The following is a 24,895-nucleotide window of genomic DNA, read 5'->3' as shown; positions in this document are numbered from 1 at the left end:
TGGTTAGGAAGCCTTCCGTGCGGTTGCGAGGGCGCCTTCAACGTCGGCCAGGAGTTCCTTCCAGCTGGCCACGAACTTCTCGAGGCCTTCGGTCTCAAGGACGGCTACGACGTCGTTGTAGGAGACGCCGAGTGCTTCGAGTGCGTCGAGGGTCTGGTTCGCTTCTGCGTAAGTGCCGGTGATGGTGTCTCCGGTGACTACGCCGTGGTCGAACGTTGCATCGAGTGTCTTTTCCGGCATGGTGTTGACCACGCCGGCGGCGACGAGTTCGGTGACGTAGAGGGTGTCCGGGTAGGCCGGATCCTTGACGCCCGTCGAAGCCCAGAGCGGACGCTGGGGGAGCGCGCCGGCTTCTGCGAGCAAGGCCCAGCGTTCGGTGGAGAACAGCTCTTCGTAGACCTGGTAGGCGAGGCGTGCGTTGGCGACGCCTGCCTTGCCCTTGAGGGCCTTGGCTTCATCGGTGCCAATGGCGTCCAGGCGCTTGTCGATCTCGGTGTCCACGCGGGAAACGAAGAAGGATGCCACGGAGTGGATCTTGGAGAGGTCGTGGCCGTTGTCCTTGGCCTGCTCCAGGCCCGTCTGGAAGGCGTTGATGACGGCGCGGTAGCGCTCCAGGGAGAAGATCAGGGTCACGTTGACGCTGATGCCCTCGGCCAGGGTAGCCGTGATGGCCTCCAGGCCTTCCAGGGTTGCCGGGATCTTGATGTGGACGTTGGCCTTGTTGACCTTGCCGTACAGGTGCTTGGCTTCGGCAATGGTGGCTTGGGTGTCCCAGGCCAGGCGGGGATCCACTTCGATGGACACGCGACCGTCCACGCCGTTGGTGGCGGCAGCGATCGGTGCGAACAGATCGCAGGCGTCTGCGACGTCCGTGGTGGTGATCTCGAAGATGGTTTCTTCCACGCTTGCACCCGCCGCGGCCTGCGCGGCGATCGTGGCGTCATAGTCCGTGCCCGTGGTGATGGCGGCGTGGAAGATGGACGGGTTGGTGGTTACACCGACGACGTTCTTTTCGTCGATGAGCTTCTGCAACGTACCCGTTTCGAGGCGGTTGCGGGAAAGGTCATCGAGCCAGATGGAAACGCCGGCGTCGGAGAGTTGCTGCGTGGGGGTGCTGGTCATTGTTTTCTCCTTGATAGAGGTATCAGGCGCTCAGGCCTGCGAGGGAGTCTTTTGCGGCGGCGGCAACGGCTTCGGCAGTGATGCCGAATTCCTGGAACAACCGCTTGTAGTCTGCCGAGGCACCGAAGTGCTCCAGGGAGACCGAACGGCCGGCGTCACCGACGAATTCCTTCCAGCCCAGTGCGAGGCCGGCTTCAACGGAAACGCGTGCCTTCACATCGGCCGGGAGCACGGACTCGCGGTAAGCCTCGTCCTGCTTGTTGAACCATTCCACGCACGGCATGGAGACAACGCGGGTGGCGATGCCTTCAGCCTGGAGTGCTTCGCGGGCTGCAACGGCGAGCTGGACTTCGGAGCCGGTGCCGATCAGGATGACCTGAGCGTCAACGGTTTCGCCGTCCCTGGAGGCTTCGGCCAGGACGTAACCGCCCTTTGCCACACCAGCGGTGGAACCGAAGGTGTCACCTTCTGCAGTGCCTTCGCCGCGGGCGTAGGTGGGGATGTTCTGGCGGGTCAGGACAATACCTGCGGGGTTCTCGTGGTTCTCCAGCATGGCCTTCCATGCTGCGGAGACCTCGTTCGCATCACCAGGCCGGACAACGTCCAGGCCCGGGATGGCGCGCAGGGAAGCGAGCTGCTCCACGGGCTGGTGGGTGGGACCGTCTTCGCCCAGGCCGATGGAGTCGTGCGTCCAGACGTACAGGGACGGGACGCCCATTAGCGCACCGAGGCGGATGGCCGGGCGCTGGTAATCCGAGAAGATCAGGAACGTACCGGAGAACGCGCGGGTACGTCCATGCAGGGAGATACCGTTCACGATCGATGCAGCTGCGTGCTCACGGATACCGAAGTGCAGCACCCGGCCGTAGGGGTTGCCCTTCCAGGCTTCGGTGGAACGCGAGGCCGGAATGAACGACGGCGAGCCTTCGATCGTGGTGTTGTTGGACTCGGCGAGGTCGGCCGAGCCACCCCACAACTCCGGCAGGACAGGTCCGATCGCGTTCAGGACCTTGCCCGAGGCCGCACGGGTGGAGACGTCCTTGCCGGCCTCGAAGACCGGCAGTGCAGCGTCGATGCCGACGGGAAGCTTCTTGGCTTCGACACGCTCCAGCAGGGCAGCGGCGTCAGGGTTGGCGGACTGCCATGCCTCGAACGAGGACTGCCAGGCGGCGCGGGACTCGGCGCCGCGGTCCAGGACCTTGCGGGCGTGTGCCAGGACCTCTTCGTCAACATCGAAGGACTTCGCGGGGTCGAAACCGAGCACGGTCTTCAGTGCTGCGACTTCCTCGGCGCCCAGGGCCGAACCGTGGATCTTGCCGGTGTTCTGCTTCTTCGGGGCCGGGTAGCCAATGATAGTCCGCAGCGAAATGATGGACGGCTTGTTCGTCTCAGCCTTCGCAGCCAACAGTGCCGAGTAGAGTTCCTGGACGTCCTCGACGTACTCCCCGGTCCTGGTCCAGTCCACACGCTGGGTGTGCCAGCCGTAAGCTTCGTAGCGCTTCAGGACATCTTCAGTGAACGCGATGTCGGTGTCGTCTTCAATGGAAATGTGGTTCTCGTCGTAGATCACTACGAGGTTGCCCAGTTCCTGGTGGCCGGCAAGCGAGGACGCCTCTGAGGTCACGCCCTCCTGCAGGTCGCCGTCGGAAGCGATAACCCAGATCGTGTGGTCGAACGGCGACTCGCCAGCGGGAGCATCGGCGTCGAACAGGCCACGCTGGCGGCGCTGGGAGTAAGCGAAGCCAACAGCCGAAGCCAGGCCCTGGCCCAACGGGCCAGTAGTGATTTCCACACCCGCGGTGTGCTTGTACTCGGGGTGTCCCGGAGTCAGCGAACCCCAGGTACGCAGTGCCTCGAGGTCCTTCAGCTCCAGGCCGTATCCGGAGAGGAACAGCTGGATGTAAAGCGTCAGTGACGTGTGGCCGGGGGACAGGACGAACCGGTCACGCCCAATCCAGTCAGGGTTCTTCGGGTCATGGCGCATCAGCTTCTGGAACAGCAAGTATGCTGCCGGAGCCAAGCTCATAGCCGTGCCAGGGTGGCCATTTCCGACCTTCTCCACGGCATCAGCGGCCAACACGCGAACGGTGTCAACAGCCTTCTTGTCCAGATCGGTCCATGACAGTTCTTGCTCTTCCAAATGTGGCACGAAAACCGAGCCCCTCTCTGTGCTGACGGCAGGTGTAAGGACACGGCACGCAGGAAGCACAGGATGGCGCCCGCTGCAATGTGTCTACCAGCCGTTCACCATTGAAACGTTGATCCTTCATCCAGACGCACGGCTCCTCCGAGAATACGGTTTCCCGGATTGTCAACGTGTGCTGATCTGCTCAACAGCTTAGCCCCAAACGTGTCCTGAGACTCAGGGAATCCCACTAACTGGACAGAATTTCCCTTATATGAATCACGATGGCGCCCCCGCAGAGTGAACTTTCCGAAACATTGGCGTATTTTGCGGACATGGACGCACTTCCAGCCACGGTATGATATCTGGAGGCCACCAGCGGTTCATGCGCCTGCGGTTCCTCCTCGGAAACCCGGACTGCGACCGCTGCGAGAACCCCAGAGCATAGAACAGAGTGACTGCCGCCGTGAGCACAACTGATACGCCCCTCAACGCGTCCCCGGCCCGGGGAAGCATCGGAATCTCCCGTAAGTTAAAGGCGTATCTGGCTCTCACCAAGCCGCGTGTCATCGAGCTGCTCCTGGTCAGCACGCTCCCCACCATGATCTTCGCCCAGCGCGGCTTCCCGTCCATCGGGCTGATTCTGGCCACTCTCGTTGGCGGCGCTTTCGCGGCGGGCAGCGCCGGCGTGTTCAACTGCTACATCGACCGCGACATCGACAAACTGATGCACCGCACCGAGAAGCGCCCGCTCGTAACCGGCGAAGTCTCCCCGCGGGAGGCTTTGGTATTCGCCTGGATTCTCGGAGCCGCGTCGATCGCAATCCTGTGGTTCGGTGCGAATCCCTTGTCCGCATGGCTTGGGTTGGGTGCCATCGTTTTCTACGTGGTCATCTACACCATGATCCTCAAGCGCCGCACCGCACAGAACATCGTTTGGGGCGGGGCTGCCGGCTGCTTCCCGGTACTTATCGCCTGGGCCGCGGTCACCAACACCGTTGAATGGCCTGCCATTGTGCTGTTCATGGTCATTTTCCTCTGGACGCCGCCGCACTACTGGCCGCTGTCCATGCGCTACGGCGAGGATTACCGCAACGCCAAGGTGCCCATGCTCGGCGCGATCGCCGGCGCCAAGGTTGTTTCCGTGCAGGTGGTCTTGTACGCCTGGGCCATGGTTGCCTGCTCCCTGCTCATGATTCCCGTTGGCGGCGCCGGCTGGGTCTATACAGTTGCCGCTGTCGCTGCTGGCGCCTGGTTCCTGTACGAAAGCCACGCCCTCTACAAGCGCGCACAGGGCGGCGATGTCTCCAACAAGGGCGCCATGAAGGTCTTCCACGGCTCCATCAGCTACCTGACGCTGCTCTTCATCGCGCTGGCCGTGGACCCGTTCATCGGATCACCAATCATCGGCGGCTAACCTCCGCGACCGCTTCAACAAAGAAGGCACGACGCCGGAACCCACCCGAGTTCCGGCGTGGTGCCTTCTCGCTTCCCCAGCGATGTTCTCTCACATCCTGCCCGTTTTCGGCGGACGCTCTCTCACATCCGGCCGGTCCAAAGCGGATCTTCTCTCACATCCGGCCGGTCCAAAGCGGATCTTCTCTCACATCCTGCCCGTTTTTGGCCGGATCCTCTCGCACATCCTGCCCGTTTTTGGCCGGATCCTCTCGCACATCCCACCGGTTTTGGCCGGATCTTCTCGCACATCCCACCGGTCCAAAGCGGATGTTTTCATAGGGCACCTATGCATGCGCGTCGTCCGCACCGGGACGTGGCGGTGTTGTAGATAGCGAACAGCCTCTACACGATCTGCGACAGCACCCGACCCACACCCCACGATCTGATAGAGCACCCGGCCCCACACCCACACGAGCTGATAGAGCACCCGGCCCAGGGCCGCAACGATCTGAAAGAGCACCCGGCCCAGGGCCGCAACGATCTGAAAGAGCACCCGGCCCAGGGCCGCACGATCTGATAGAGCACCCGGCCCAGGGCCGCAAACGATCTGATAGAGCACCCGGCCCAGGGCCGCACGATCTGATAGAGCACCCGGCCCAGGGGCGCACGATCTGATAGAGCACCCGGCCCAGGGGCGCAGGATGTGAGCGAGCGTGTTTGGGGTGCTACTTGGAGGGGCTGTACTTGGCGATATCAGCCGCGTTGGTCGATGCACTCATCAGCAGGGCTGCCCCCAGCATGTGTGCGCCCACGAGAACGGCGGGAATTCCGTTGTAGTACTGGGTGAACCCGATGACGGCTTGTAGCAACGTCACGGCGAGCAGCAGGAAAGAAGCAGTTCGGAACGGGCCGCCGATCCTATGCCGTACAACAAGGTACACAGCCAATAGTGTCCCGGCCGTAATCAGGTAAGCGGGCACAGCGTGAATGTGTGAGAAAAGGTCCCAGTCCAGATCATTGCGTGGCGCATCCGCATCGCCTGCATGCGGACCGGCGCCTGTGACTACCACGCCAAGCATGACCGCTATTGCAGAGAAGACGGCGACAGCCAGCATAACGGGGCGGGCAACCACAGGCAGGGCAGGCAGTACCTGCTTCATGAATCGGCCGGTGCGGCCGAAGGCGCGGTTCACGAGCAGGGTCGCGAAGACAACCAAGGCCATGGATACCAGGAAGTGCAGGCCCACGACCCAGGGGTTGAGGTTGGACAGGACGGTGATTCCGCCGATGATGGCCTGGGCAGGGATGCTCGCCAGGAGGCCAAGAGCGAGCATGAAGAGGTCCCGACGTTCTTTGCGGAGATTCCACAAGTAGACCAGCATGAGTGCTGCAACCGCCGCCAGCGCGAACGTGAGCATACGGTTGCCGAATTCGATAAAACCGTGAATGCCCATTTCAGGCGTGTTGACGAGCGATTCGTTGGTGCATCGAGGCCACGTGGGGCAGCCGAGGCCCGAAGCCGTAAGGCGAACTGCACCACCGGTCACCACGAGTACCGTCTGTCCGATCAGGGAAAGGACCGATAGCCGGCGGATAGTGCGGTTTACCTGCGTCGGCAGCTTGGTGGTGAATCGCTGGACGGATTTAGGGAGGCGCGATGCCGTGCTCACAGTTTGCTCAACTCTCAGTTCTGCTTTGTTGTCAGTTCCACTTGAACCAGCGAATGGCTGCGGCGCCGGCCAGCAATGTCCACACCAGGAGGACCAGGACGGCGGGGAAGGGCACAATGCCCAGTAGGAACGCGTCCCGCAATGCCTGGCCCAGGGCGCCGGAGGGCAGGAAGTGCACGATGCCCTGGGCAACCGCGGGAAGCCGTTCTGCCGGGACAACGATCCCGCCCAGCGCTCCGAGGAGGATCCACAGAAGATTGGTGATGGCCAGGGTGGCTTCCGGTCGCACGGTTCCCGCGACGAGGAGTCCCAGCGCAGTGAACGCAGCCGCACCAAGCACAAGGATGCCAAGGCCCGGAAGCCATGCCTCCGGCCGCGGCTGCCAGCCCAGGAGTCCAGCGACTACCCCGACTACCAGTACTTGAAGGAAGAGGACGACAAGCACGGCGAGTATCTTGCCGGCAATCAGCCCACCCCGCCCCAGCGGGGTGGTCGAGAGAAAGCGAAGAACGCCGTAACGCCGGTCAAAACCCGTGGCAATGCCTTGGCCAGTGAACGCGGTGGACATGGCACATAAGGCGAGAATGCCCGGCGTGGCTACGTCGACACGAGAGCCTCCGAGCCCATCCAGCAGGGGAGTGACAGTCAGCCCGGCCAACGCAAGAAGCGGCAGGACAACGGCAAGAATCAGTTGCTCACCGTTCCGCAGCATCGTGATGGTCTCGTAGCGGCCTTGCTGCAGAATACGGCGTGGCAGGGAAGCGGGTCCGGCGTTGGGGGACAGTAACTTGCTCATCGGAGGTCCCTTCCGGAAATGTCCAGGAAAACGTCCTCGAGGCTCCGCGCCTCGAGTCTTAGTGACGCGGGCATAATGTTCCGTGCGGCCCACCAGGCGGTCAGGGCGGCAAGGTCGTCGGGTCCCAGGGCGCCGGTAATCGAGTAGCTGCCGGCCCGGGTTTCAAGGACTTTCAGGCCTGCTCCCAGGACGTCTTTGAACTCGAGCCCCGGCGGCGCATCGAAGAAGAGGGTCCGGTCAGTGATTGCGGTGTCGGCGGAATGATCGTGCCGCAGGAGGTCGGCGACCGTTCCCTCCGCGACGTTGTGGCCGCCGTCGATGATGTAAACGTAGTCAGCCAAGCGCTCGGCGTCATCCATCAGGTGGGTCGTGAGGATGATGCCCATGCCGGCGTCGCGCAGTTCCGCAATGAGGTCGAAAACCACTTGCCGCGAATGCGGATCCAATCCAGCGCTGGGTTCATCGAGGAAGAGGACCTCGGGGTTGCCAATCAATGCCGCAGCCAAGGCCACCCGCTGCTTCTGGCCACCTGAGAGGCGCCGCACGCTGGTGCGGCTGAACTGGGCAATGCCCAGGCGGTCCACGAGGGCATCGACGTCCATGGGGTTGCGGTACATACCGGCAACATGACGCAACAGGGGGATGGGACGGGCCGACGGCGGGAGGCCGCCATCCTGGAGCATGACACCTACCCGGGACCTCAAGTCAGCGCCGGCAGTATCCGGGTCTTCCCCCAGAAGTGAAATGGTTCCACCGGTCCGTCCCTGCAAACCCTGGGCACATTCAAGGGTGGTGGTCTTGCCGGCGCCGTTGGCTCCAAGGAGCGCGGTAATCCGGCCCCGCTCAGCCACCATGGACAGCCCACTGACAACCCGGAGCATTTTGGCGTCAAGGGAGGCCAGGGGCCCTACATCCTTAATGAGTCCGTCTATAGTGAGGACAGGGGAATCGGTGGATCGCACCAGAGTATTCTACGTGAAGTAGTACGGTCGCACCTGGCGGGTGACTAAGGTCAGTCTTGCCTTACTGGATGCATGAAACAAATTACGACATGATTGTGTTGTGTATTCCATGAGCAGTCCAATTTCCATGCCCTCACGGCGGCATGCTGCAGCGGCGGAGGCCTTCGCGCCTTCGTCTGCGCTGCCGGACGCGGAAGACCGCACAAGGGACCGCGTTCTGGGTGCCGTGTTGGAGCACGGCCCCGTGAGTGCTGCCGAGTTGGGTGACCTCCTTGGCTTCACGCCTGCAGCAGTCCGCCGGCATCTGGATCACTTGGAGCGCAATGGCGTTATCGAAGTCAAGCGCGTCGCCAAGGCTGGAGCCGGTGCGGGACGCCCTGCGCGCCGCTATGTCCTGAGTTCGCAAGGGCAATCCAAACTTGGCGATGACTACTTGAACATCGCCAGCTCCGCACTCCGTCGACTCCAGGAAATTGCCGGTGAGGATGCAGTCCGCGAATATGCGGAAGAGCGCTTCTCTGAAATGGAGCGCCGCTATGCCCCCGAAGTTGCGGCCGCCGGGCAGGACATCGCCGCCCGCGCCTTGGCCTTGTCCAAGGCCCTCAGCCGGGACGGCTACGTAGCCTCTGCCCATTCCATTGAGGCCAAAGCCCCTCTGCCGGCAGAATTTTCCAGTGTCCAGCTGTGCCAGGGACATTGCCCCATCCAGCAGCTCGCAGCCGAATTCCCGGTTTTTTGTGACAGCGAAACCAAAGTCTTTTCCCGCTTGGTGGGCGTCGACGTCCGGCGTCTTTCTACCCTGGCGCAAGGCGGGCACGTCTGCACCACCCATATACCTACCGGGCGACCAGCTGCCACGGTGCCCCACAGCACCGCAGAGCAGTCCGGGAACCCGTACCAGGAATCAAACAACCAGCAAGAAAGGCCGTGATGACGGACCAACTAGCAGAGAAAGCGGTAGCTGACGGCACTGTGATCTCGGAGATTCTGGAGAAGAATCCCGAACTGCACGGTATCGGAAACTACGAGTACGGCTGGGCCGACAAGAACGACGTAGGCGCAAACGCCCGTCGTGGCCTCGACGAGGAGGTTGTCCGCGACATCTCCTCGAAGAAGAACGAGCCCGAATGGATGCTCGATCTGCGCCTCAAGGGCCTGAAGTACTTTGACCGCAAGCCCATGCCTACGTGGGGCGCAGACCTCTCGGGCATCGACTTCGACAACATCAAGTACTTCGTGCGTTCCACTGAGAAGCAGGCGGCAACGTGGGAAGATCTGCCGGAAGACATCCGGAACACCTACGAAAAGCTCGGCATCCCGGAAGCTGAGCGCAGCCGGCTCGTTTCCGGCGTCGCCGCCCAGTACGAATCCGAAGTTGTCTACCACCAGATCCGCGAGGACCTCGAGGCCCAGGGCGTTATCTTCCTGGACACGGACACCGCCCTGCGGGAACACCCGGAGATCTTCCAGGAGTACTTCGGCACCATCATCCCCGTGGGCGACAACAAGTTCGCTTCCCTCAACACGGCAGTATGGTCCGGTGGATCGTTCGTGTACGTGCCCAAGGGCGTGCACGTGGACATCCCGCTCCAGGCTTACTTCCGTATCAACACGGAGAACATGGGCCAGTTCGAGCGCACCCTGATCATCGCCGATGAGGACTCCTACGTTCACTACATCGAGGGTTGCACGGCTCCGATCTACACCTCGGATTCCCTGCACTCCGCCGTTGTGGAGATCATCGTGAAGAAGGGCGCCCGCGTCCGCTACACGACCATCCAGAACTGGTCCAACAACGTGTACAACCTCGTCACCAAGCGTGCCATCTGCGAAGAGGGCGCCACCATGGAGTGGATCGATGGCAACATCGGTTCCAAGGTGACCATGAAGTACCCGGCTGTTTACCTGGTAGGCGAGCACGCCAAGGGTGAAACCCTGTCCATCGCTTTTGCCGGCGAGGGCCAGCACCAGGACACCGGCTCCAAGATGGTGCACATCGCACCTAACACCAAGAGCTCCATCATTTCCAAGTCCGTGGCGCGCGGCGGTGGCCGTGCGGCTTACCGCGGCTTGGTCCAGGTCCGCGAAGGTGCCAAGCACTCGGCCAACACGGTCCGTTGCGATGCCCTTCTGGTGGATACCATTTCCCGCTCGGACACGTACCCGTACATCGACATCCGTGAGGACGACGTCGTTATGGGTCACGAGGCCACCGTTTCCCGCGTCAGCGAAGAGCAGCTCTTCTATCTGATGTCCCGCGGTATGCCTGAGGACGAGGCCATGGCCATGATCGTGCGCGGCTTCATCGAGCCGATCGCCCGTGAACTGCCCATGGAATATGCCCTTGAGCTGAACCGCTTGATTGAACTGCAGATGGAAGGGTCCGTCGGTTAACAATGACTGATATCACTACTGAAAAGGCACGCATCGGCGCGCCCTCGGCCCAGCCGTTTATCGACGGCTTCACCGAGGAAGGCGAAAACCTTTCGCCCGTAAACACCGGAACAAACACCAGCACGACGTCGGAGCAGCCTGCTGCTGGTCCGCTCGGCGGCGCATCGGTAAAGAGCCACTCGCATGGCGGCGGCGTCGGTATTCCGGACAGCTCCCGCGCCGGACGCCTCACGTCCTACAAGCTGGAGGACTTCAAGCCCCTGACCGGTCTTGAAGAAGACTGGCGTTTCACTCCGCTGAAGCGCCTGCGCGGCCTCCACACCGAGGTCCTTGACGGTGCAGCTCCCGCTGTCAGCGTGACTGCACCTTCCGGCGTCGTTGTCGAAACGGTTGGCCGCGAGGATCAGCGGATCGGCCAGGCAGCAATTCCCGAAGACCGCGTATCGGCCAACGGTTGGGAGAACTTCACCGAGGCTACCGTTGTCACGGTTCCGGCTGAGCTCCAGGCCGAAGGCGAAGTTTCCGTCCTGATCACCGGATCCGGCGAGGCTCCGGCTGCCCAGCACATCGTGATTGTGGCAGAGCGTTTCTCCAAGGCTGTTGTTGTGTTGGACCACCAGGGCACCGCGGTCGTTTCCGAGAACGTTGAAATCATCGTCGAGGATGGCGCTGAACTGACTGTCGTGTCCTTGCAGGAATGGGACGACAAAGCAGTACATGCTTCATCGCAACAGGCCAAGATCGGCCGCGACGCGAAGTTCAAGCACATTGTGGTCAGCCTTGGCGGCGACGTTGTTCGCGTTACGCCGTCCACCCGTTTCACGGCCCCTGGTGCCGACGTCGAGATGTTCGGCCTGTACTTCGCCGATGCCGGTCAGCACCTTGAGCAGCGCCTGTTTGTTGACCACGCAGTGGCCAACTGCAAGTCGCGTGTGCTGTACAAGGGCGCGCTGCAGGGCCGCAACGCCCACACTGTGTGGGTAGGCGACGTCCTGATCCGTAAGGAAGCCGAAGGCACCGACACCTATGAGGCCAACCGCAACCTGGTCCTCACGGACGGTGCACGTGCGGACTCTGTGCCGAACCTGGAAATCGAGACGGGACTCATCGAGGGTGCCGGCCACGCCAGCGCTACCGGCCGTTTCGACGACGAGCACCTGTTCTACCTCATGGCACGCGGCATTCCGGAAAAGGTTGCCCGCCGCCTGGTGGTTCGAGGCTTCCTCAACGAGATCATCCAGCAGATCAACGTCCCGGCAATCGAAGAACGCCTGACCGCAGCTGTTGAGCGCGAACTCGCCGCGACCGACAACTAGCAGACCAGGCAGGCAACCATGAGTGAACAAACCAAGGGCGAACTGGTATGCAACGCCAATGACATCCAGGTCAAGCAGGCGCTGCGCGTCCTGATCGATGACTATCCCGTAGCCATCGTGAGGGACTCGATGGGTGAGATCCATGCCATCGGCGATACCTGCTCGCACGCGGACATCTCGTTGTCCGAAGGCGAGATTGACGGCTGTGCGATTGAGTGCTGGGGGCACGGTTCCCAGTTCGACCTCCGCAGCGGACAGCCTCTCCAGCTGCCTGCCTACGACCCCGTTCCCGTTTTCGCCGTCACCATCGATGGTGACGACGTCTACGTGGACGTGACCAACGTTGTGAACGGTGCTTCGGTAGATAACTACTGAGCGCCCGGTATCACCAGACTTACGAACGGAAAAGAAAGAAGAGCATGTCTACTCTTGAGATCAAGGACCTGCACGTCAGCATCGAGACGGAGCAGGGCACCAAGGAGATCCTGAAGGGCGTCAGCCTCACCATCAAGACCGGTGAAACGCACGCCATCATGGGCCCCAACGGCTCGGGCAAGTCCACCCTCGCTTCCACCATTGCCGGCCACCCCCGTTACACGGTGACCAGCGGCACTATCACCCTCGATGGCGAAAACGTCCTCGAAATGAGCGTTGACGAGCGCGCCCGTGCAGGCGTCTTCCTCGCCATGCAGTACCCGGTTGAGGTTCCCGGCGTCACCATGACGAACTTCCTGCGGACCGCCAAGACGGCGATCGACGGCGAAGCACCCGCCCTTCGCACGTGGACCAAGGACGTCAAGGCTGCCATGCAGCAGCTGCGCATCGACGCCGACTTCGCACAGCGCAACGTCAACGAAGGCTTCTCCGGTGGTGAGAAGAAGCGCGTCGAGATCCTTCAGCTCGAGCTCTTCAAGCCGAAGTTCGCGGTTCTGGATGAGACCGACTCAGGCCTGGACGTCGACGCCCTCAAGGTAGTTTCCGAAGGCGTCAACCGCGCACACGCAGAGGGCAACATGGGCACGCTGCTCATCACCCACTACACCCGCATCCTGCGCTACATCAAGCCGGACTTCGTCCACGTCTTCGTTGACGGCAAGGTAGTTGAAGAGGGCGGCCCCGAGCTCGCTGACCGCCTTGAAGAAGAAGGCTACGACCGCTACGCCGCTGGCGCCGGCGTTGCCGTTGCTCCTGCCGTACAGGCCTAGTTAGGATCGTTCCATGACCGAAATCAACGCGGCGCGCACCAGCCTCGAGGACGTCGAGGAAGCGCTCAAGGATGTCATTGACCCGGAACTCGGTGTCAATGTCGTTGACTTGGGCCTCCTCTATGGTCTGAAGTACTCAGAAGAGGACGGCGCACTCCTCATCGACATGACGCTGACCACTGCGGCCTGCCCGCTGACTGACGTCCTGGAGGAGCAGGTGGGCAAGTCCCTCGACGGAATCGTCGATGACTGGCGCCTCAACTGGGTATGGATGCCGCCATGGGGTCCTGAGCGGATCACCGACGACGGCAAGGACCAGATGCGGGCCCTCGGCTTCAACATCTGATCAGCAGTTTTCGCCTTTCAAGGGCAAATAGAAATGGTTCCGGGCCAATTGGCCCGGAACCATTTCTGCATTTAACCGACAGTCCAGCAGCTACGGTGCTGCAACACCAAAGGTGTCGCATTTGTTGATGTCGCCTGTGGCGTACCCCTGGTAGAACCACTTCTGCCGCTGTTCGCTTGAGCCGTGGGTCCAGGACTCCGGCGAGACCCGTCCGGTTGCGGCTTCCTGGATGCGGTCATCGCCGACGGCGGACGCGGCGGACAGCGCGTCCTGCAGGTCCTGCTCGGTGAGGGGGTCAAGGAACGGCTTGCCCGTTGCAGGGTCCTTCTGGGTGGTGGCGTGGCGAACCCATAGTCCGGCGTAGCAGTCCGCCTGCAGTTCGACACGGACTGCACCGGATTGTGGTCCTTGGGGATCCTGTTGTGCCCGGTCCAGGTTGCCCAGGATGTTTTGGATGTGGTGGCCGAATTCGTGGGCCACCACATACTCCTGCGCCAGTGGACCCCCTGATGAACCGAAACGGGTCACGAGATCATCGAAGAACCCGGGGTCGAAGTATGCCTTGGTGTCCGCCGGGCAATAGAAGGGTCCTACTGCCGTGGTGGCAGGGCCACATCCCGTATTGGTTCCCTGGTCGAAGATGACCGTTCCGGGCCGGGAGTACTGCACGTTGTATTGGGCGAGGTATTCCGGCCAGAAGGCATTAAGGCTGTTGACCGTGCCTGTGATCCGGCAGTCGAGTCGTTTGTCCGCGTCAGCGCCCGTCTGGCACTCCTGCACACCGCCGCTCCCGCCTTCCACGGCGGGCGGCTGCGTTCCGCCGCCTGTAAGATCGCCAAGGATGTTGGGGTTGATTCCGAAGAGGGCCAGAAGCAGCACGACGATGCCACCACCAATCCCGCCACCTATCTTCGTCCCACGGCCCATGCCTCCGCCGCGTCGGTCTTCTACCTGGGATGGGTCAAGCTGCGCACCGTCATTGAAACTCATACAGTCAGAATAGACGTCACTGTTGGTGCCGTAGGGAGAACACTGCCGTAAAATTGCGGGGATGCCTTTCCTGGACAAAATTCAGCTCTGGGCCGATGAGCGTCCCCACGACACCGCCGTCGTTGTGGGGCGCAGCCGGCTCAACTGGGCCGAGCTCCGCGACGCCGCGGCGGGCCTGCTTGGCCATGCGATGGCCACTACTGTGCTTGCCGAGCCCAACTCCACTGACTTCATCGCCAAGTTCGCGGCGGCGGTGGCGGGGGAGCGCCGCTGTGCCGTGCTGGACCCACAGTGGCCCGCAGCAATGGTGGATGAAGTGACGTCCCGGATCGTCGACTCTTCCGACGCATCCGGCGTCGAACTCATTGACGGGGATCCCTCCACGACGTTCCTGATTGGGCTTACGTCCGGCACCACTTCGGTGCCGAAGGCGTTCACGCGGTCCCGCCGTTCCTGGCAGGTTTCCTTCGAGGCATCGATCGAGTTCTTTGGGCTCTCGCAGGACGACCGGACCCTGGCAGCAGGTCCGCTCTCCTCCAGCTTGAACCTCTACGCCCTGTCCGAGTGCCTGTACGCGGGCTCCGCATTCCACACGCTGGAGTCCTTCGACGTGGGTGACGCCCACGCTTCGATCAGCCATGACAACATCACAAGGCTGGTTCTTACGCCCACCATGCTTCGTTTGCTGAGTGAACGGGGCCTGGCTGGAGACGTGGATGCTTCGGGCATCCGCAGCATTGTCTGCGCGGGTTCCAAGCTCGATGGCCGTACGTTGGAAGCGGCGCGCCGCTGGGCCCCGCATGCTGCCATCTTTGAATACTACGGAGCCTCCGAATTGAGCTTCGTTTCCGGCACACGGTTGGCCGCGGGGGAACCCCTTGACGTCGGGGGTACGGGGATTGGCCGGCCTTTTCCTGGCGTGGAATTGCGGATCCTGGACGACACCGGCCAGAAACTTCCGGACGGGGAGCACGGCAACATCAGCGTCCGCAGTGGGATGGTCAGCAACGGCTACCTCTGGGGTGACGACGGCCAGGCCCTCCGCTGCTTGGACGGCTGGTACACCGTGGGGGACCAAGGCTATCTCGCCGACGGGACCCTGCACATTCTGGGACGTCGTTCGGACATGATCATCACTGCGGGGAAGAACGTGTATCCGCACGAGGTGGAACTCGCCCTCGCCTCCGTTCCGGGCATCGAAGTTGCGGTTGCAGCCGGCGCTCCGGATGACGTCCGCGGTCAAAAGGTGATTGCCGGCGTCGTTCCCGCCTACGGTGCCGTCACGGCGACGCAGCTCCGCACCGGCCTTGATGGCCTTCTCGCGCGGGACAAGTGGCCACTGCAGTACTACGTCCTGTCCGAGTTACCCATCACGGATCGCGGTAAGGTCAGCCGGATGGTGCTACTCGACTGGATCAAAAACCATGATGCCCGGGCGCGTCCCCTTGGGTAGCGGCGTCCCCTTGGGTAGCGGCCATTCAATGCAGGAGGTGGATGAGTCCCGCCAGCCGGTCATCATCGCGGCGTTGCGGACTCCGATCTGCCGTGCCAACGGGCAGCTGAAGCGTTTCCGGGCGCCGGACCTCTTGGCACCGGTCATCCGTTCCCTCGTCGAGTCGGCAGGCATTGATCCGGCAGGGGTGAACGACGTCATCGTGGGCAATGCTGTTGGTGGTGGTGGAAACGTGGCGCGATTCGCTGCGCTGCAGGCCGGCCTGCCCATCACGGTGCCCGGGCTCACGGTTGATCGGCAGTGTGGTTCCGGATTGGATGCCATTGCACTTGCTGCGCGTCTGGTTGGCGCCGGTGGAGATCCGCTGTATGTGGCCGGCGGAGTGGAAAGCATTAGTACCGCTCCAGCACGGGCCAACAGGACCGACGACGGCGGCCTGGACTTTTACTCGCGGGCCACGTTTGTGCCGCCCGGGTTTGGTGACCCCGACATGGGTGTTGCTGCGGAAAATGTGGCGCGCACGTTTGGTATCAGTCGTGAGCGGCAGGATGAGTACGCACTCCGCAGCCATCGGCGGGCACTTGAGGCTGCTGCAGCGGGCAAGCTCGCACGCGAAATCGTGCCGCTGGAAAATGCCGGGACGGTCGTCGAGGCCGACGACGGCCCCAAGCGTTCGTTGCGCGCTCCGCTGATGTCACGATTCCCGGCAGTTTTCGTCCCTGACGGAACTGTCACGGCAGCCAACTCATGTTTCGATGCCGACGCGGCTGCCGCCGTCGTTATAACGTCCCTGAAGCGTGCCCGGGAGATGGGCGCGGTTGACGGCTTGCTGGTTTTGGGTTGTGAAACGACTGGGGTGCATCCGGAGTTGCTCGGCATCGGGGCCGCGCATGCTGCGGAACGGTTGTTGGCTCAGCACGGCGTGGCTGCCGCTGACGTTGACCTCATAGAATTCAATGAAGCTTTTGCTTCCCAGGCCATCGCCTGCCTTGTTCATTTGGGCATCGATCCCGGGAAGGCCAATGCGGAGGGCGGAGCGCTGGCGCTTGGCCACGGCTACGGCGCTTCGGGGGCTGTCCTGGTGACGCGCCTGTTCACCCAGGCGCGCAGCCTCTCCGAAAACTCCGGACCCGCACCGCTGGCCTTGGCGATGATCAGCATTGCGGGGGGCATGGGCACGGCAGCACTCCTGCGCTACGCCCGGCTCTGACCCAACTGAGTCGCATTAGAGCGCGTTTAGAGCCGTCAAAACGCGCTCAGCTGCGACCTAGTTGGGTTCGTTCGGTTCCCCGAGTCCCCGGGCGGCCAAAGCGTCGCCGGTTTGCCGCGCATAAGCGACCGTCGAGATAAAGACGGGGAGTATCAGTGCCCTTGGATTGCGTTCAAGTCCGCGGGCGCGGGCCGCATCCCTGACGTCCGAAAAGGCTCCCGCGATGAACGGGATGCTCCTGAGCATCACGGCGATGGTCAGCGCGAAACGCTCGGGATCGGCACCGAAGCGCTGGAACGGTTTGGCGAGGGAGACAACGCCGTCCAAGAGGTCCTGCACGGGTGTGGTGGCAGTTAGAACCGAGGCTGCGACGACGCACACCAGGACGTTCAGGACGATGCGTGCAGCCGTGGGGGCACCCAATTGCCACCATTGAAACAAGCCGATCACCACAAGGATGGGCGTAACCGTCCATATGGCACGCATCAGTCGGCGCAAACCGGCCCCACCGAGCAGGAACAAGCCGCACATCAGGGCGAAGACCATCAGCGACACCGCCCAGTCCACGATCAGGAAGGACGCCGTTCCGCATGCTGCCACTACCAGGAACTTCAGCCACAGCGGAGTGCGGTGGATGAGCGAGTTACCTGGCACATAGTTTGCGATCAGGAAGCCATGGCCCCTCATAGCTTGCCCCTCATAACCGGCACCTCATGACTGGCCTCTCCCCGGACGTTCGCCAAAGCCCGGGACCTCGTCGAGGGCAGTTGCGCACAGCTCCCGGTACCTTGCGACGCCTTCAGCCGGCCCGCCGTCGAAGATGATGCGCCCTGAGTTCACCACCAGGATGCGGTCCATATCCAGGGCGAGGTCGAGGTCGTGCGTGGACATCATCACTTGCTGGTCCAAGCCCGCCACCGTGCGGCGAAGGAGTTCGCGGTTACGCAGATCAAGCAAGGTGGAGGGCTCATCGAGGACCAGCACTTTGGGGTCGACGGCGAGGACCGCAGCCAGGGCCAGCAACTGACGCTCGCCACCGGAGAGCTCATAGATGCTCTGGTCTGCCAAGGGCAGCAGGCCAAACCGGTCAAGAACCGCCTCGGCGCGCGTGGCCCGTTCGCGCGCGTTTTTGATGGTGCGGCGGAGCGAGAGTTCGACGTCTTCCCGCCCGGTAGGCATCACCAATTGCGACAAGGGATCTGTGAAGACGAAGCCGACGTTCGCACGAACCCTGCGCACAGCTTTGACTGTGTCATCGCCGTGGACTTCAACAGTTCCGTCGCTGGGCTCCACCAGGCCGTTCACCAGCCGCAACAGTGTGGACTTTCCGGAACCGTTTGCCCCAATGACGCCGATGCGCCGCTCCGTAAGGCTCAAGGAAACATCCTCCAGCAGGGTCTTGGACGTGCTGGTGCCGTCAATGGCCACACGAACCGAGACCCTGCTGAAGCTGATGGAGTTCATAGAGATATTGTTTCCGACTTTGCGTGCCGCAGGCTATTTGACCCTGCGGACCAGGACATCGGGGAAGGCTTTGTGAATAGCCACAGCAATGATCACTGCAAGGACATTCTTGAGGATGTCCCCGGGGTAGAACGCCAGATCGGCAATGAAGGCTTTGGTGAAGTCCAGTTTGCCGTTGACCATCATGCCCAGGACGCCCAGGCCGTGGATGAGGACGATGCTGCTGACCATAGCTGCAGCAAACAGGAGCAGGGAGCGGTTCCGCACCGTCTTACGGATAATCAGCGCGGCCAGATAGCCCGTGGCGGCCGCCGCGAGGGGGAAGGCAATGATGTAGCCTGCCGAAGCTGTAGCGAGGATGCCCAGTCCGCTGCGGCCGCCGCTGAAGATCGGCAGCCCGGCGAGCCCAAGGAGGACATAAAGCCCGACGGCGGCGAATCCCCGCCCGGGGCCAAGCACCAGGCCGCTAAGCATCACAGTGAGGGTCACCAGGGTGATCGGCACGCCAAGGGCGCCAACCGGAATGCCGGGAACGATCGCGGATGCGGCCACAAGGGCTGCGAAGACGGCAATGAGGCCGAGGTCTGTGGCGGTCCATCGCTTACGCGAAGAGTTGCGTTCCACAGAGGCGGAGGTGGTTTGGCTCATGACGGGTCCTATCAGGAAATGCTGTGGGTGCGAGGTTTTCGTTTATTTCCCCCAACAGTGAGGATACGGAGCTTGGGAACGGCCTTTATTGGAGCCTCTCCACAACCGTGGGTCTAAATTCTGTACGAGATGGCACAACGTGCCGACCGGGCAATGTGAGGTCCGGGGGAGGGCATGGTGCCGGTAGACTTGAACAGGCTGTTCTCACAGCCGTCCCCGCCGCAACTACCGGGCCAACCGGTCACGCAGGCGTTCCCCATTGAAAGGCATCACCCGAATTGATTACCGTCCAGGAACTCGAACTCCGCGCCGGCGCACGCCTGCTCATGGACAAGGTCAACTTCAGGGTGGACAAAGGCGACAAAATCGGCCTTGTTGGGCGCAACGGCGCCGGCAAGACCACTTTGACCCGCGTCCTCGCGGGCGAAGGCCTCCCGGCTGGCGGCAAAGTGACCCGGAGCGGTGAGATCGGCTATCTGCCGCAGGATCCCCGCACCCCGGACATGGAACAGCTCGCCCGTGATCGCATCCTTTCTGCACGTGGCTTGGACGTGGTGGTAGGGAAACTGAAGAAGGCGCAGGCTGAGATGGCCAGCGAGGATGACGCCATCCAGCGCAAGGCCATGAACCGCTACGATCGCTTGGAAGCTGAGTTCCTGGCTGGCGGCGGATACGCCGCTGAAGCTGAGGCAGCCGCGATCTCCTCCAACCTTGCGCTCCCGGAACGCATCCTTAACCAGCCGCTGAAGACCCTCTCCGGTGGTCAGCGCCGTCGCGTGGAACTCGCCCGTATTCTTTATTCCTCGGCAGAAACCCTGCTCCTTGATGAACCAACCAACCACCTCGACGCCGACTCCATCACCTGGCTGCGCGACTTCCTCAAGGACCACCAGGGTGGGTTGATCGTGATCAGCCACGATGTTGAATTGTTGGAGGCCACGGTCAACAAGGTCTACCACCTTGACGCGAACAGAGCCCAGATCGACTACTACAACATGGGCTGGAAGCGCTATCTCCAGCAGCGCGAAACGGATGAAAGGGCCCGAAAGCGCGAACGGGCCAATGCGGAAAAGAAGGCCCAGGTCCTCATCGACCAGGCCAACAAGATGCGCGCCAAGGCAACCAAAGCCGTCGCAGCACAGAACATGGCAAAGCGTGCAGAGCGTCTCCTTGGCGGTTTGGAAGCCGTTCGTGAAAACGATCGCGTCGCCGCCCTGCGGTTCCCGGATCCGTCACCCTGCGGCAAGACCCCGCTGACTGCCGAAGGTCTCAGCAAGTCCTACGGCTCACTGGAGATTTTCACTGACGTGGACCTGGCGATCGACCGCGGTTCCAAAGTGGTGATCCTTGGCCTCAACGGTGCGGGCAAGACCACCCTCCTGCGAATGCTTGCAGGCGTGGACAAGCCGGATACCGGCGACATCATCCCGGGGCACGGATTGAAGGTGGGCTACTACGCCCAGGAACACGAAACCCTGGACCACGATCGCACCGTCCTTGAAAACATGCGTTCCTCCGCACCTGACATGAAGGACGCCGAAGTCCGCGGCATTCTGGGTTCGTTCCTGTTCTCGGGTGACGATGTCGAAAAGCCGGCGGGTGTTTTGTCCGGTGGCGAGAAGACCCGGCTAGCCCTTGCAACCATCGTGGCCTCCAGCGCCAACGTGCTGCTCCTCGACGAGCCCACCAACAACCTGGACCCCGCCAGCCGCGCGGAAATCCTTGGTGCACTGAAGAACTACAGTGGCGCTGTCGTCATGGTCAGCCACGATGAGGGCGCCGTATCGGCCCTGAATCCCGAGCGCGTGGTGCTGCTTCCGGACGGTGTCGAAGACCACTGGAACGAGGACTACCTGGACCTGATCACGCTGGCGTAGGGACCGTTCACTTCTGCGTCCGCTTCGCGGGCGCTAGCGGACCTGCAACGCCTCGGCGTTCGTTATCCTTTGCAGCTGGTCGTATGTGATGGAGAACATTGAATTGTGGTCTCCGGCGCCGGCCCATAGGACGGGGTGTTGCTTCAGCGAGACATCCAGAATCGTGCGGATGTGGTTGGGGTGACCTACCGGAGCGACACCTCCCACCTCCTGGCCGGTGTGTTTGAGCACGAAATCATGCTTCGCCCGGCGGATCTTTCCGGTGCCGAGCAGGTTGGCCACCAGTGCTGTGTCTACTCTCGCGGCTCCGCTGGCGAGGATCAGCAGAGGTTTGCCGTCGAGGTCGAAAATCAGGCTGTTGGTGATAGCTGCAACCTCGCATCCAAGGACAGAGGCGGCCGATGCGGCCGTGGGCACCTTGGCCGTGAAGATCCGGACGGTGTCTTCAACGCCGGCCGCTGTGAGGGCCGACTTCACGTTGAGCACCGGGTCCGGAATAGCTTCAGTAACCTTGGGCATCCAGGATTGCGTCTTCCTCTTCTTCTGACGTGGGGCGCTTGTTCTTTCGGTTTGCGGGCGCACGACGCTTGGGTGGGCTACTGACGGCGATGACTTCGTCCTCGCCTTCTTCTTCCTCTTCCGCGTCGATGGCAGCGTTACGGGCCTGCTGTCGGGCTGCGTAACCGAAGCCAATGAACATCAGGACGCCGAAGGCAAACCACTGCAGGGAGTAGGAGAGGTGTGTGCCCTCTTCCGTGGCTGGTTTGGGGAAGGGCGTTGGCATGGGCTGGACGGCGGGGTCCTCGCTGGCCAGCTGCCCATAGGCGCCCGTCGCGATGGGGTAGGGGAGTTCGCTCGCGAAGCTGGCAAGGTCAATGGATGGCAGTTGTCCGTCCACCGCACCACGGTCCAGCTTCGGTTCCGTTGGCTTGAGGCGGGCAACCACGGTGACCTCACCCACGGGAGGTGCCGGAACGACGTCGGGACGGCCGGGAGTGTTGTTGCCAATTGGCAACCAGCCGCGGTCGATCACCACCGCTTCGCCGGTGCTGAGGCGGAAAGGAACCACGACGTCGTAACCTGGCTGCCCATTCAATGGACGGTTTCGTACAACGCGCTGGCCGTTCAGGTCATAGCTACCCCGCAGCTCTACCTGGGTCCATTCGCGCTCGGGGTCCAAGGTGTGGAACTGGTCTTTGATGTCAGCGAAGGGGACTGGCGTCGCGGAGTAATTGCTGACTACGCGGTTGATCTCAGCCAGCGTCTCCGCCCGCCGATCCATTTGCCAACGGCCGAGGAACACGCATGCTGTGGCGAAGATAACGGCCAGAACGAAGTAACCCAGCCACTTGCTGGAGAACAGGAAACGATACATTCAGCGGGCCTCGCCAACGGCAGCGTCATCTGCCTCGAAAGGGATGGTCTCTTTCCAGAGGCCCCGGGTTTGAAGGTAGTCCTCAAGCCAATCGCGGTGCTCGTCGCACGAAAGCCAAACCTTCCGCCGGTCAGGGGTGTGGATGCGCGGGTTGTTCCACAGGAGTTGCCAGGCAGCGCCCTCCCGGCACCCTTTACGGGAGCAGAGGGCGGGGCCGGTGGCGCGATCGGACTCCTGGCTGCCCAAACCGGTGCCGCCAAGGTTGAAGATGTTCATGAAGCCGCCCGTTCGTTGCCGGCATCCCCGGTCTTGGGTGTGTGGGTCGCGTCAGGCTCTGTTCGCTGACCTGCTGGCTCGTCGTCTACCAGTTCGCCTTTGAGCACAGTGATGTTGTCTGTCGATTCGTCGTCGGTGGACTGGGGCAAGCCCTCGATTTCCGCTGCTGCCACATAATCCAGGAGGGAATCGCTGTGGTCCTCGGCTTTATCGCTACCGTTCGCGATGACAACGGCTATCCAAGGAAGGAACACGGCGCCGGCCACGGCGATGATCTTGAACCAGCCGTCCACCACGAAGATCAGGATGATGCAGACCATGCGAATACCCATGGCCACTGCGTACTTGATCATGCGTTCCCGCATGTCTTCCGAGTGGGCAGCAGCGGCATCGGTGATGCTGTGGACTTCGGGGTCGCCGGAGACAGCGTCCGGATCCCCGGGCACCTGCTGCAGGGGACTGTTTTCTCGTGTCACAGCTGAATCATCACGCTCCAAAGGCTTCACTCAATTCTCTCACCAAGGCGGTAGCCGCCCAAACCGCGGGACGGGCCGGTTACCCGCGGGTTGGAGCAGGTGCCCGATAAGATCGAGGCAGGAAATCCCCTCTTCACCGCAGCACACCCATGCCGCAGAACCTGGAGCGAAAGTATGTCTGAAGCAGTATCCACCGGCCGCAGCGTCCTCATTACCGGCGGCAACAGGGGCATCGGTCTGGCCATTGCCGAGTCCTTCCTCGCAAACGGTGACAAGGTGGCAGTGACTTATCGAAGCGAATCAGAACTGCCTGAAGGCATCCTGGGAGTCAAAGCCGACGTCACGGACGAAGCCTCGATTGATGCCGCCTTCAAGACAGTAGAGGAAGCGCACGGCCCCGTGGAGGTTCTGGTTGCCAATGCTGGCATCACCAAGGACACGCTGCTCCTGCGCATGAGTGAGGACGACTTCACCTCTGTGCTGGACACGAACCTCACCGGAGCGTTCCGCGTCATTAAGCGTGCTTCCAAGGGCATGATCCGGCTCCGCAAGGGCCGCGTAGTCCTCATCTCATCGGTGTCCGGCCTGTATGGAGCTCCGGGCCAGATCAACTACTCCGCATCGAAGGCGGGCATGGTGGGCATCGCACGCTCGCTGACCCGCGAACTGGGCAGCCGGGGCATCACGGCCAACGTGGTAGCTCCCGGATTCATCAATACGGACATGACGGCAGAACTACCCGAGGAAACCCAGAAGTCGTATCTGGCAAACGTGCCGGCGGGCCGTTTCGCCGAGGCTTCCGAGGTAGCCAACGTTGTGCGTTGGGTAGCCAGCGATGAGGCCGCCTACATTTCAGGCGCTGTGATTCCGGTTGACGGCGGCCTCGGGATGGGCCACTAAAGCGGCACGCTCTGAGGCCATCAGCCAGTTTTTGTCGCGACCCGACAAAGGCGTTCGAGCCCACCACTGGCATGATGGAACCCAGGCCCGCACATTTTTAGCTGAAGTGAACAAAAGGAGCACGAATGGGAATGCTGGATAACAAGACCGCGATCGTCACGGGGTCTTCCCGTGGTATCGGTGCTGAAGTCGCCAAGATCCTCGCGGGTGAGGGTGCCGCCGTCGTTGTCAACTACCGTCAGAAGGCACCGCGCGCCAACAAGGTAGTTGCTGAAATCCAGGCAGCGGGCGGCCGCGCTGCGGCTGTCGGCGCAGACCTCACTACCGATGAAGGCGTACACGCGCTTGCCAGCACCGCCATGGAACAGTTCGGTTCGCTGGATGTCCTGGTCCTGAATGCTTCCGGAGGCATGGAGTCCGGAATGGAGGAGGGTTACGCCCTCAAACTGAACCGCGATGCCCAGATCAACATGCTCAATGCGGCTGTTCCCCTCATGCGCGAAGGTTCGCGCGTCGTTTTCGTGACCAGCCACCAGGCTCATTTCGTGGAGACCGTCCCCACCATGCCTGAATACGAGCCGGTGGCAAAGAGCAAGCGGGCCGGCGAGGACGCCCTGCGTGCACTCCTGCCCGACCTTGCCGCCAAAGGCATCTCCCTGGTGGTTGTTTCCGGTGACATGATCGAGGGCACCGTCACGGCCACGTTGCTTGACCGCTCCAACCCGGGCGCCATCGAAGCCCGCCGTGCAGAAGCCGGCAAGTTGTATTCGGTTGAAGAATTTGCGGCCGAGGTCGCCAAGATGGTGACGGCCGACGTCGAATCCGGCCACACCGAATACGTGGGTGGGGCAGACTACTTCGGCAAATCCGCCGAGTAGGCATCCTGCCAAAA

Annotated in this window: 25 protein-coding genes; 12 read left to right on the top strand and 13 right to left on the bottom strand. The window is 62.1% G+C overall.

What is annotated here, in order from left to right; genetic code table 11:
* Positions 1-3: 3 nt before the first annotated feature.
* Positions 4-1,122 (bottom strand): transaldolase, encoded by a 1,119-nt coding sequence (gene tal, locus J2Y41_RS03515; protein WP_224164362.1) that lies wholly within the window; start codon positions 1,120-1,122, stop codon positions 4-6.
* 22 nt (positions 1,123-1,144) lie between these two features.
* Complete coding sequence (gene tkt, locus J2Y41_RS03510) at positions 1,145-3,271, bottom strand: transketolase (RefSeq protein ID WP_309926178.1); 2,127 nt, start codon at positions 3,269-3,271, stop codon at positions 1,145-1,147.
* A gap of 430 nt (positions 3,272-3,701) precedes the next feature.
* Here tkt and J2Y41_RS03505 point away from each other — a divergent pair, with 430 nt between their 5' ends.
* Complete coding sequence (locus tag J2Y41_RS03505) at positions 3,702-4,664, top strand: heme o synthase (protein WP_224090238.1); 963 nt, start codon at positions 3,702-3,704, stop codon at positions 4,662-4,664.
* A gap of 706 nt (positions 4,665-5,370) precedes the next feature.
* Here J2Y41_RS03505 and J2Y41_RS03500 read toward each other — a convergent pair.
* Genes J2Y41_RS03500 through J2Y41_RS03490 form a run of 3 tightly spaced genes read right to left on the bottom strand, consistent with a single transcriptional unit; the run spans position 5,371 to position 8,073 of the window.
* Complete coding sequence (locus J2Y41_RS03500) at positions 5,371-6,315, bottom strand: COX15/CtaA family protein (protein ID WP_309926175.1); 945 nt, start codon at positions 6,313-6,315, stop codon at positions 5,371-5,373.
* A gap of 31 nt (positions 6,316-6,346) precedes the next feature.
* On the bottom strand, positions 6,347-7,111 hold the full coding sequence (locus J2Y41_RS03495; RefSeq protein WP_309926173.1) for an ABC transporter permease: 765 nt from the start codon (positions 7,109-7,111) through the stop codon (positions 6,347-6,349).
* Complete coding sequence (locus tag J2Y41_RS03490; protein WP_309926171.1) at positions 7,108-8,073, bottom strand: ABC transporter ATP-binding protein; 966 nt, start codon at positions 8,071-8,073, stop codon at positions 7,108-7,110. The genes J2Y41_RS03495 and J2Y41_RS03490 overlap by 4 nt, the downstream gene beginning before the upstream one ends.
* 109 nt (positions 8,074-8,182) lie before the next feature.
* Here J2Y41_RS03490 and J2Y41_RS03485 point away from each other — a divergent pair, with 109 nt between their 5' ends.
* Genes J2Y41_RS03485 through J2Y41_RS03460 form a run of 6 tightly spaced genes read left to right on the top strand, consistent with a single transcriptional unit; the run spans position 8,183 to position 13,334 of the window.
* Positions 8,183-9,004 (top strand): helix-turn-helix transcriptional regulator, encoded by an 822-nt coding sequence (locus tag J2Y41_RS03485; RefSeq protein ID WP_396133434.1) that lies wholly within the window; start codon positions 8,183-8,185, stop codon positions 9,002-9,004.
* On the top strand, positions 9,004-10,467 hold the full coding sequence (sufB, locus tag J2Y41_RS03480) for a Fe-S cluster assembly protein SufB (RefSeq protein ID WP_223932865.1): 1,464 nt from the start codon (positions 9,004-9,006) through the stop codon (positions 10,465-10,467). Before J2Y41_RS03485 ends, sufB begins: the two co-directional genes overlap by 1 nt.
* 2 nt (positions 10,468-10,469) lie before the next feature.
* Entirely contained in the window at positions 10,470-11,783 is a 1,314-nt protein-coding gene (sufD, locus tag J2Y41_RS03475) for a Fe-S cluster assembly protein SufD (protein WP_309926168.1), read from the top strand.
* Between the two features lie 18 nt (positions 11,784-11,801).
* Positions 11,802-12,158 carry a non-heme iron oxygenase ferredoxin subunit gene (locus tag J2Y41_RS03470; protein ID WP_216925772.1) on the top strand — a complete coding sequence of 119 codons (357 nt, stop codon included), beginning with the start codon at positions 11,802-11,804 and terminating at the stop codon, positions 12,156-12,158.
* Positions 12,159-12,202: 44 nt separating this feature from the next.
* The gene (gene sufC, locus J2Y41_RS03465; protein ID WP_224090246.1) at positions 12,203-12,988 is read left to right on the top strand and encodes a Fe-S cluster assembly ATPase SufC; all 786 of its coding nucleotides are present in this window, start codon (positions 12,203-12,205) and stop codon (positions 12,986-12,988) included.
* Positions 12,989-13,001: 13 nt separating this feature from the next.
* Positions 13,002-13,334 carry a metal-sulfur cluster assembly factor gene (locus tag J2Y41_RS03460; RefSeq protein WP_224164367.1) on the top strand — a complete coding sequence of 111 codons (333 nt, stop codon included), beginning with the start codon at positions 13,002-13,004 and terminating at the stop codon, positions 13,332-13,334.
* 90 nt (positions 13,335-13,424) lie between these two features.
* Here J2Y41_RS03460 and J2Y41_RS03455 read toward each other — a convergent pair whose 3' ends face one another.
* Positions 13,425-14,324 carry a neutral zinc metallopeptidase gene (locus J2Y41_RS03455; protein WP_309926164.1) on the bottom strand — a complete coding sequence of 300 codons (900 nt, stop codon included), beginning with the start codon at positions 14,322-14,324 and terminating at the stop codon, positions 13,425-13,427.
* Between the two features lie 61 nt (positions 14,325-14,385).
* Here J2Y41_RS03455 and J2Y41_RS03450 point away from each other — a divergent pair, with 61 nt between their 5' ends.
* Positions 14,386-15,777 carry an AMP-binding protein gene (locus J2Y41_RS03450; RefSeq protein ID WP_309926161.1) on the top strand — a complete coding sequence of 464 codons (1,392 nt, stop codon included), beginning with the start codon at positions 14,386-14,388 and terminating at the stop codon, positions 15,775-15,777.
* On the top strand, positions 15,749-16,987 hold the full coding sequence (locus tag J2Y41_RS03445; RefSeq protein ID WP_309926159.1) for a thiolase family protein: 1,239 nt from the start codon (positions 15,749-15,751) through the stop codon (positions 16,985-16,987). The genes J2Y41_RS03450 and J2Y41_RS03445 overlap by 29 nt, the downstream gene beginning before the upstream one ends.
* Positions 16,988-17,044: 57 nt before the next feature.
* On the opposite strand, the gene J2Y41_RS03440 is transcribed toward J2Y41_RS03445, so the two are convergent.
* Genes J2Y41_RS03440 through J2Y41_RS03430 form a run of 3 tightly spaced genes read right to left on the bottom strand, consistent with a single transcriptional unit; the run spans position 17,045 to position 19,099 of the window.
* Positions 17,045-17,674 carry an energy-coupling factor transporter transmembrane protein EcfT gene (locus tag J2Y41_RS03440; protein ID WP_309926157.1) on the bottom strand — a complete coding sequence of 210 codons (630 nt, stop codon included), beginning with the start codon at positions 17,672-17,674 and terminating at the stop codon, positions 17,045-17,047.
* A gap of 24 nt (positions 17,675-17,698) precedes the next feature.
* The gene (locus J2Y41_RS03435) at positions 17,699-18,451 is read right to left on the bottom strand and encodes an ABC transporter ATP-binding protein (RefSeq protein ID WP_309926155.1); all 753 of its coding nucleotides are present in this window, start codon (positions 18,449-18,451) and stop codon (positions 17,699-17,701) included.
* A 33-nt stretch (positions 18,452-18,484) separates the two neighbouring features.
* Positions 18,485-19,099, bottom strand: coding sequence for a biotin transporter BioY (locus J2Y41_RS03430; protein WP_223946046.1), 615 nt, complete (start codon positions 19,097-19,099; stop codon positions 18,485-18,487).
* A 278-nt stretch (positions 19,100-19,377) separates the two neighbouring features.
* Between J2Y41_RS03430 and J2Y41_RS03425 the strand changes: the two genes are divergently transcribed.
* Positions 19,378-20,976: an ABC-F family ATP-binding cassette domain-containing protein gene (locus J2Y41_RS03425; RefSeq protein ID WP_224090256.1), complete on the top strand. Its 1,599-nt coding sequence runs from the start codon at positions 19,378-19,380 to the stop codon at positions 20,974-20,976.
* Positions 20,977-21,009: 33 nt separating this feature from the next.
* Here the strand turns inward: J2Y41_RS03425 and J2Y41_RS03420 are convergent, their stop codons facing one another.
* Genes J2Y41_RS03420 through J2Y41_RS03405 form a run of 4 tightly spaced genes read right to left on the bottom strand, consistent with a single transcriptional unit; the run spans position 21,010 to position 23,124 of the window.
* A complete protein-coding gene (locus tag J2Y41_RS03420; RefSeq protein ID WP_309926150.1) occupies positions 21,010-21,495 on the bottom strand; it encodes a YbaK/EbsC family protein in 486 nt (161 codons plus the stop codon).
* On the bottom strand, positions 21,479-22,351 hold the full coding sequence (locus tag J2Y41_RS03415) for an SURF1 family protein (RefSeq protein WP_309926147.1): 873 nt from the start codon (positions 22,349-22,351) through the stop codon (positions 21,479-21,481). Before J2Y41_RS03415 ends, J2Y41_RS03420 begins: the two co-directional genes overlap by 17 nt.
* Positions 22,352-22,627, bottom strand: a complete 276-nt coding sequence (locus J2Y41_RS03410; protein WP_224090264.1) for a hypothetical protein — start codon at positions 22,625-22,627, stop codon at positions 22,352-22,354.
* Complete coding sequence (locus J2Y41_RS03405) at positions 22,624-23,124, bottom strand: DUF3099 domain-containing protein (RefSeq protein ID WP_309926711.1); 501 nt, start codon at positions 23,122-23,124, stop codon at positions 22,624-22,626. The genes J2Y41_RS03410 and J2Y41_RS03405 overlap by 4 nt, the downstream gene beginning before the upstream one ends.
* 153 nt (positions 23,125-23,277) lie before the next feature.
* On the opposite strand from J2Y41_RS03405, the gene J2Y41_RS03400 reads away from it, so the two are divergent.
* Both J2Y41_RS03400 and J2Y41_RS03395 read left to right on the top strand, forming a co-directional pair.
* Positions 23,278-24,003: a beta-ketoacyl-ACP reductase gene (locus J2Y41_RS03400; protein ID WP_309926143.1), complete on the top strand. Its 726-nt coding sequence runs from the start codon at positions 23,278-23,280 to the stop codon at positions 24,001-24,003.
* 125 nt (positions 24,004-24,128) lie between these two features.
* On the top strand, positions 24,129-24,881 hold the full coding sequence (locus J2Y41_RS03395) for an SDR family oxidoreductase (protein WP_224164377.1): 753 nt from the start codon (positions 24,129-24,131) through the stop codon (positions 24,879-24,881).
* The last annotated feature ends 14 nt before the right edge of the window (positions 24,882-24,895 follow it).

Source organism: Arthrobacter sp. 1088 (genome assembly GCF_031455315.1).
Taxonomy (GTDB): domain Bacteria; phylum Actinomycetota; class Actinomycetes; order Actinomycetales; family Micrococcaceae; genus Arthrobacter.
This window is presented reverse-complemented; position numbering and strand designations above follow the sequence as displayed.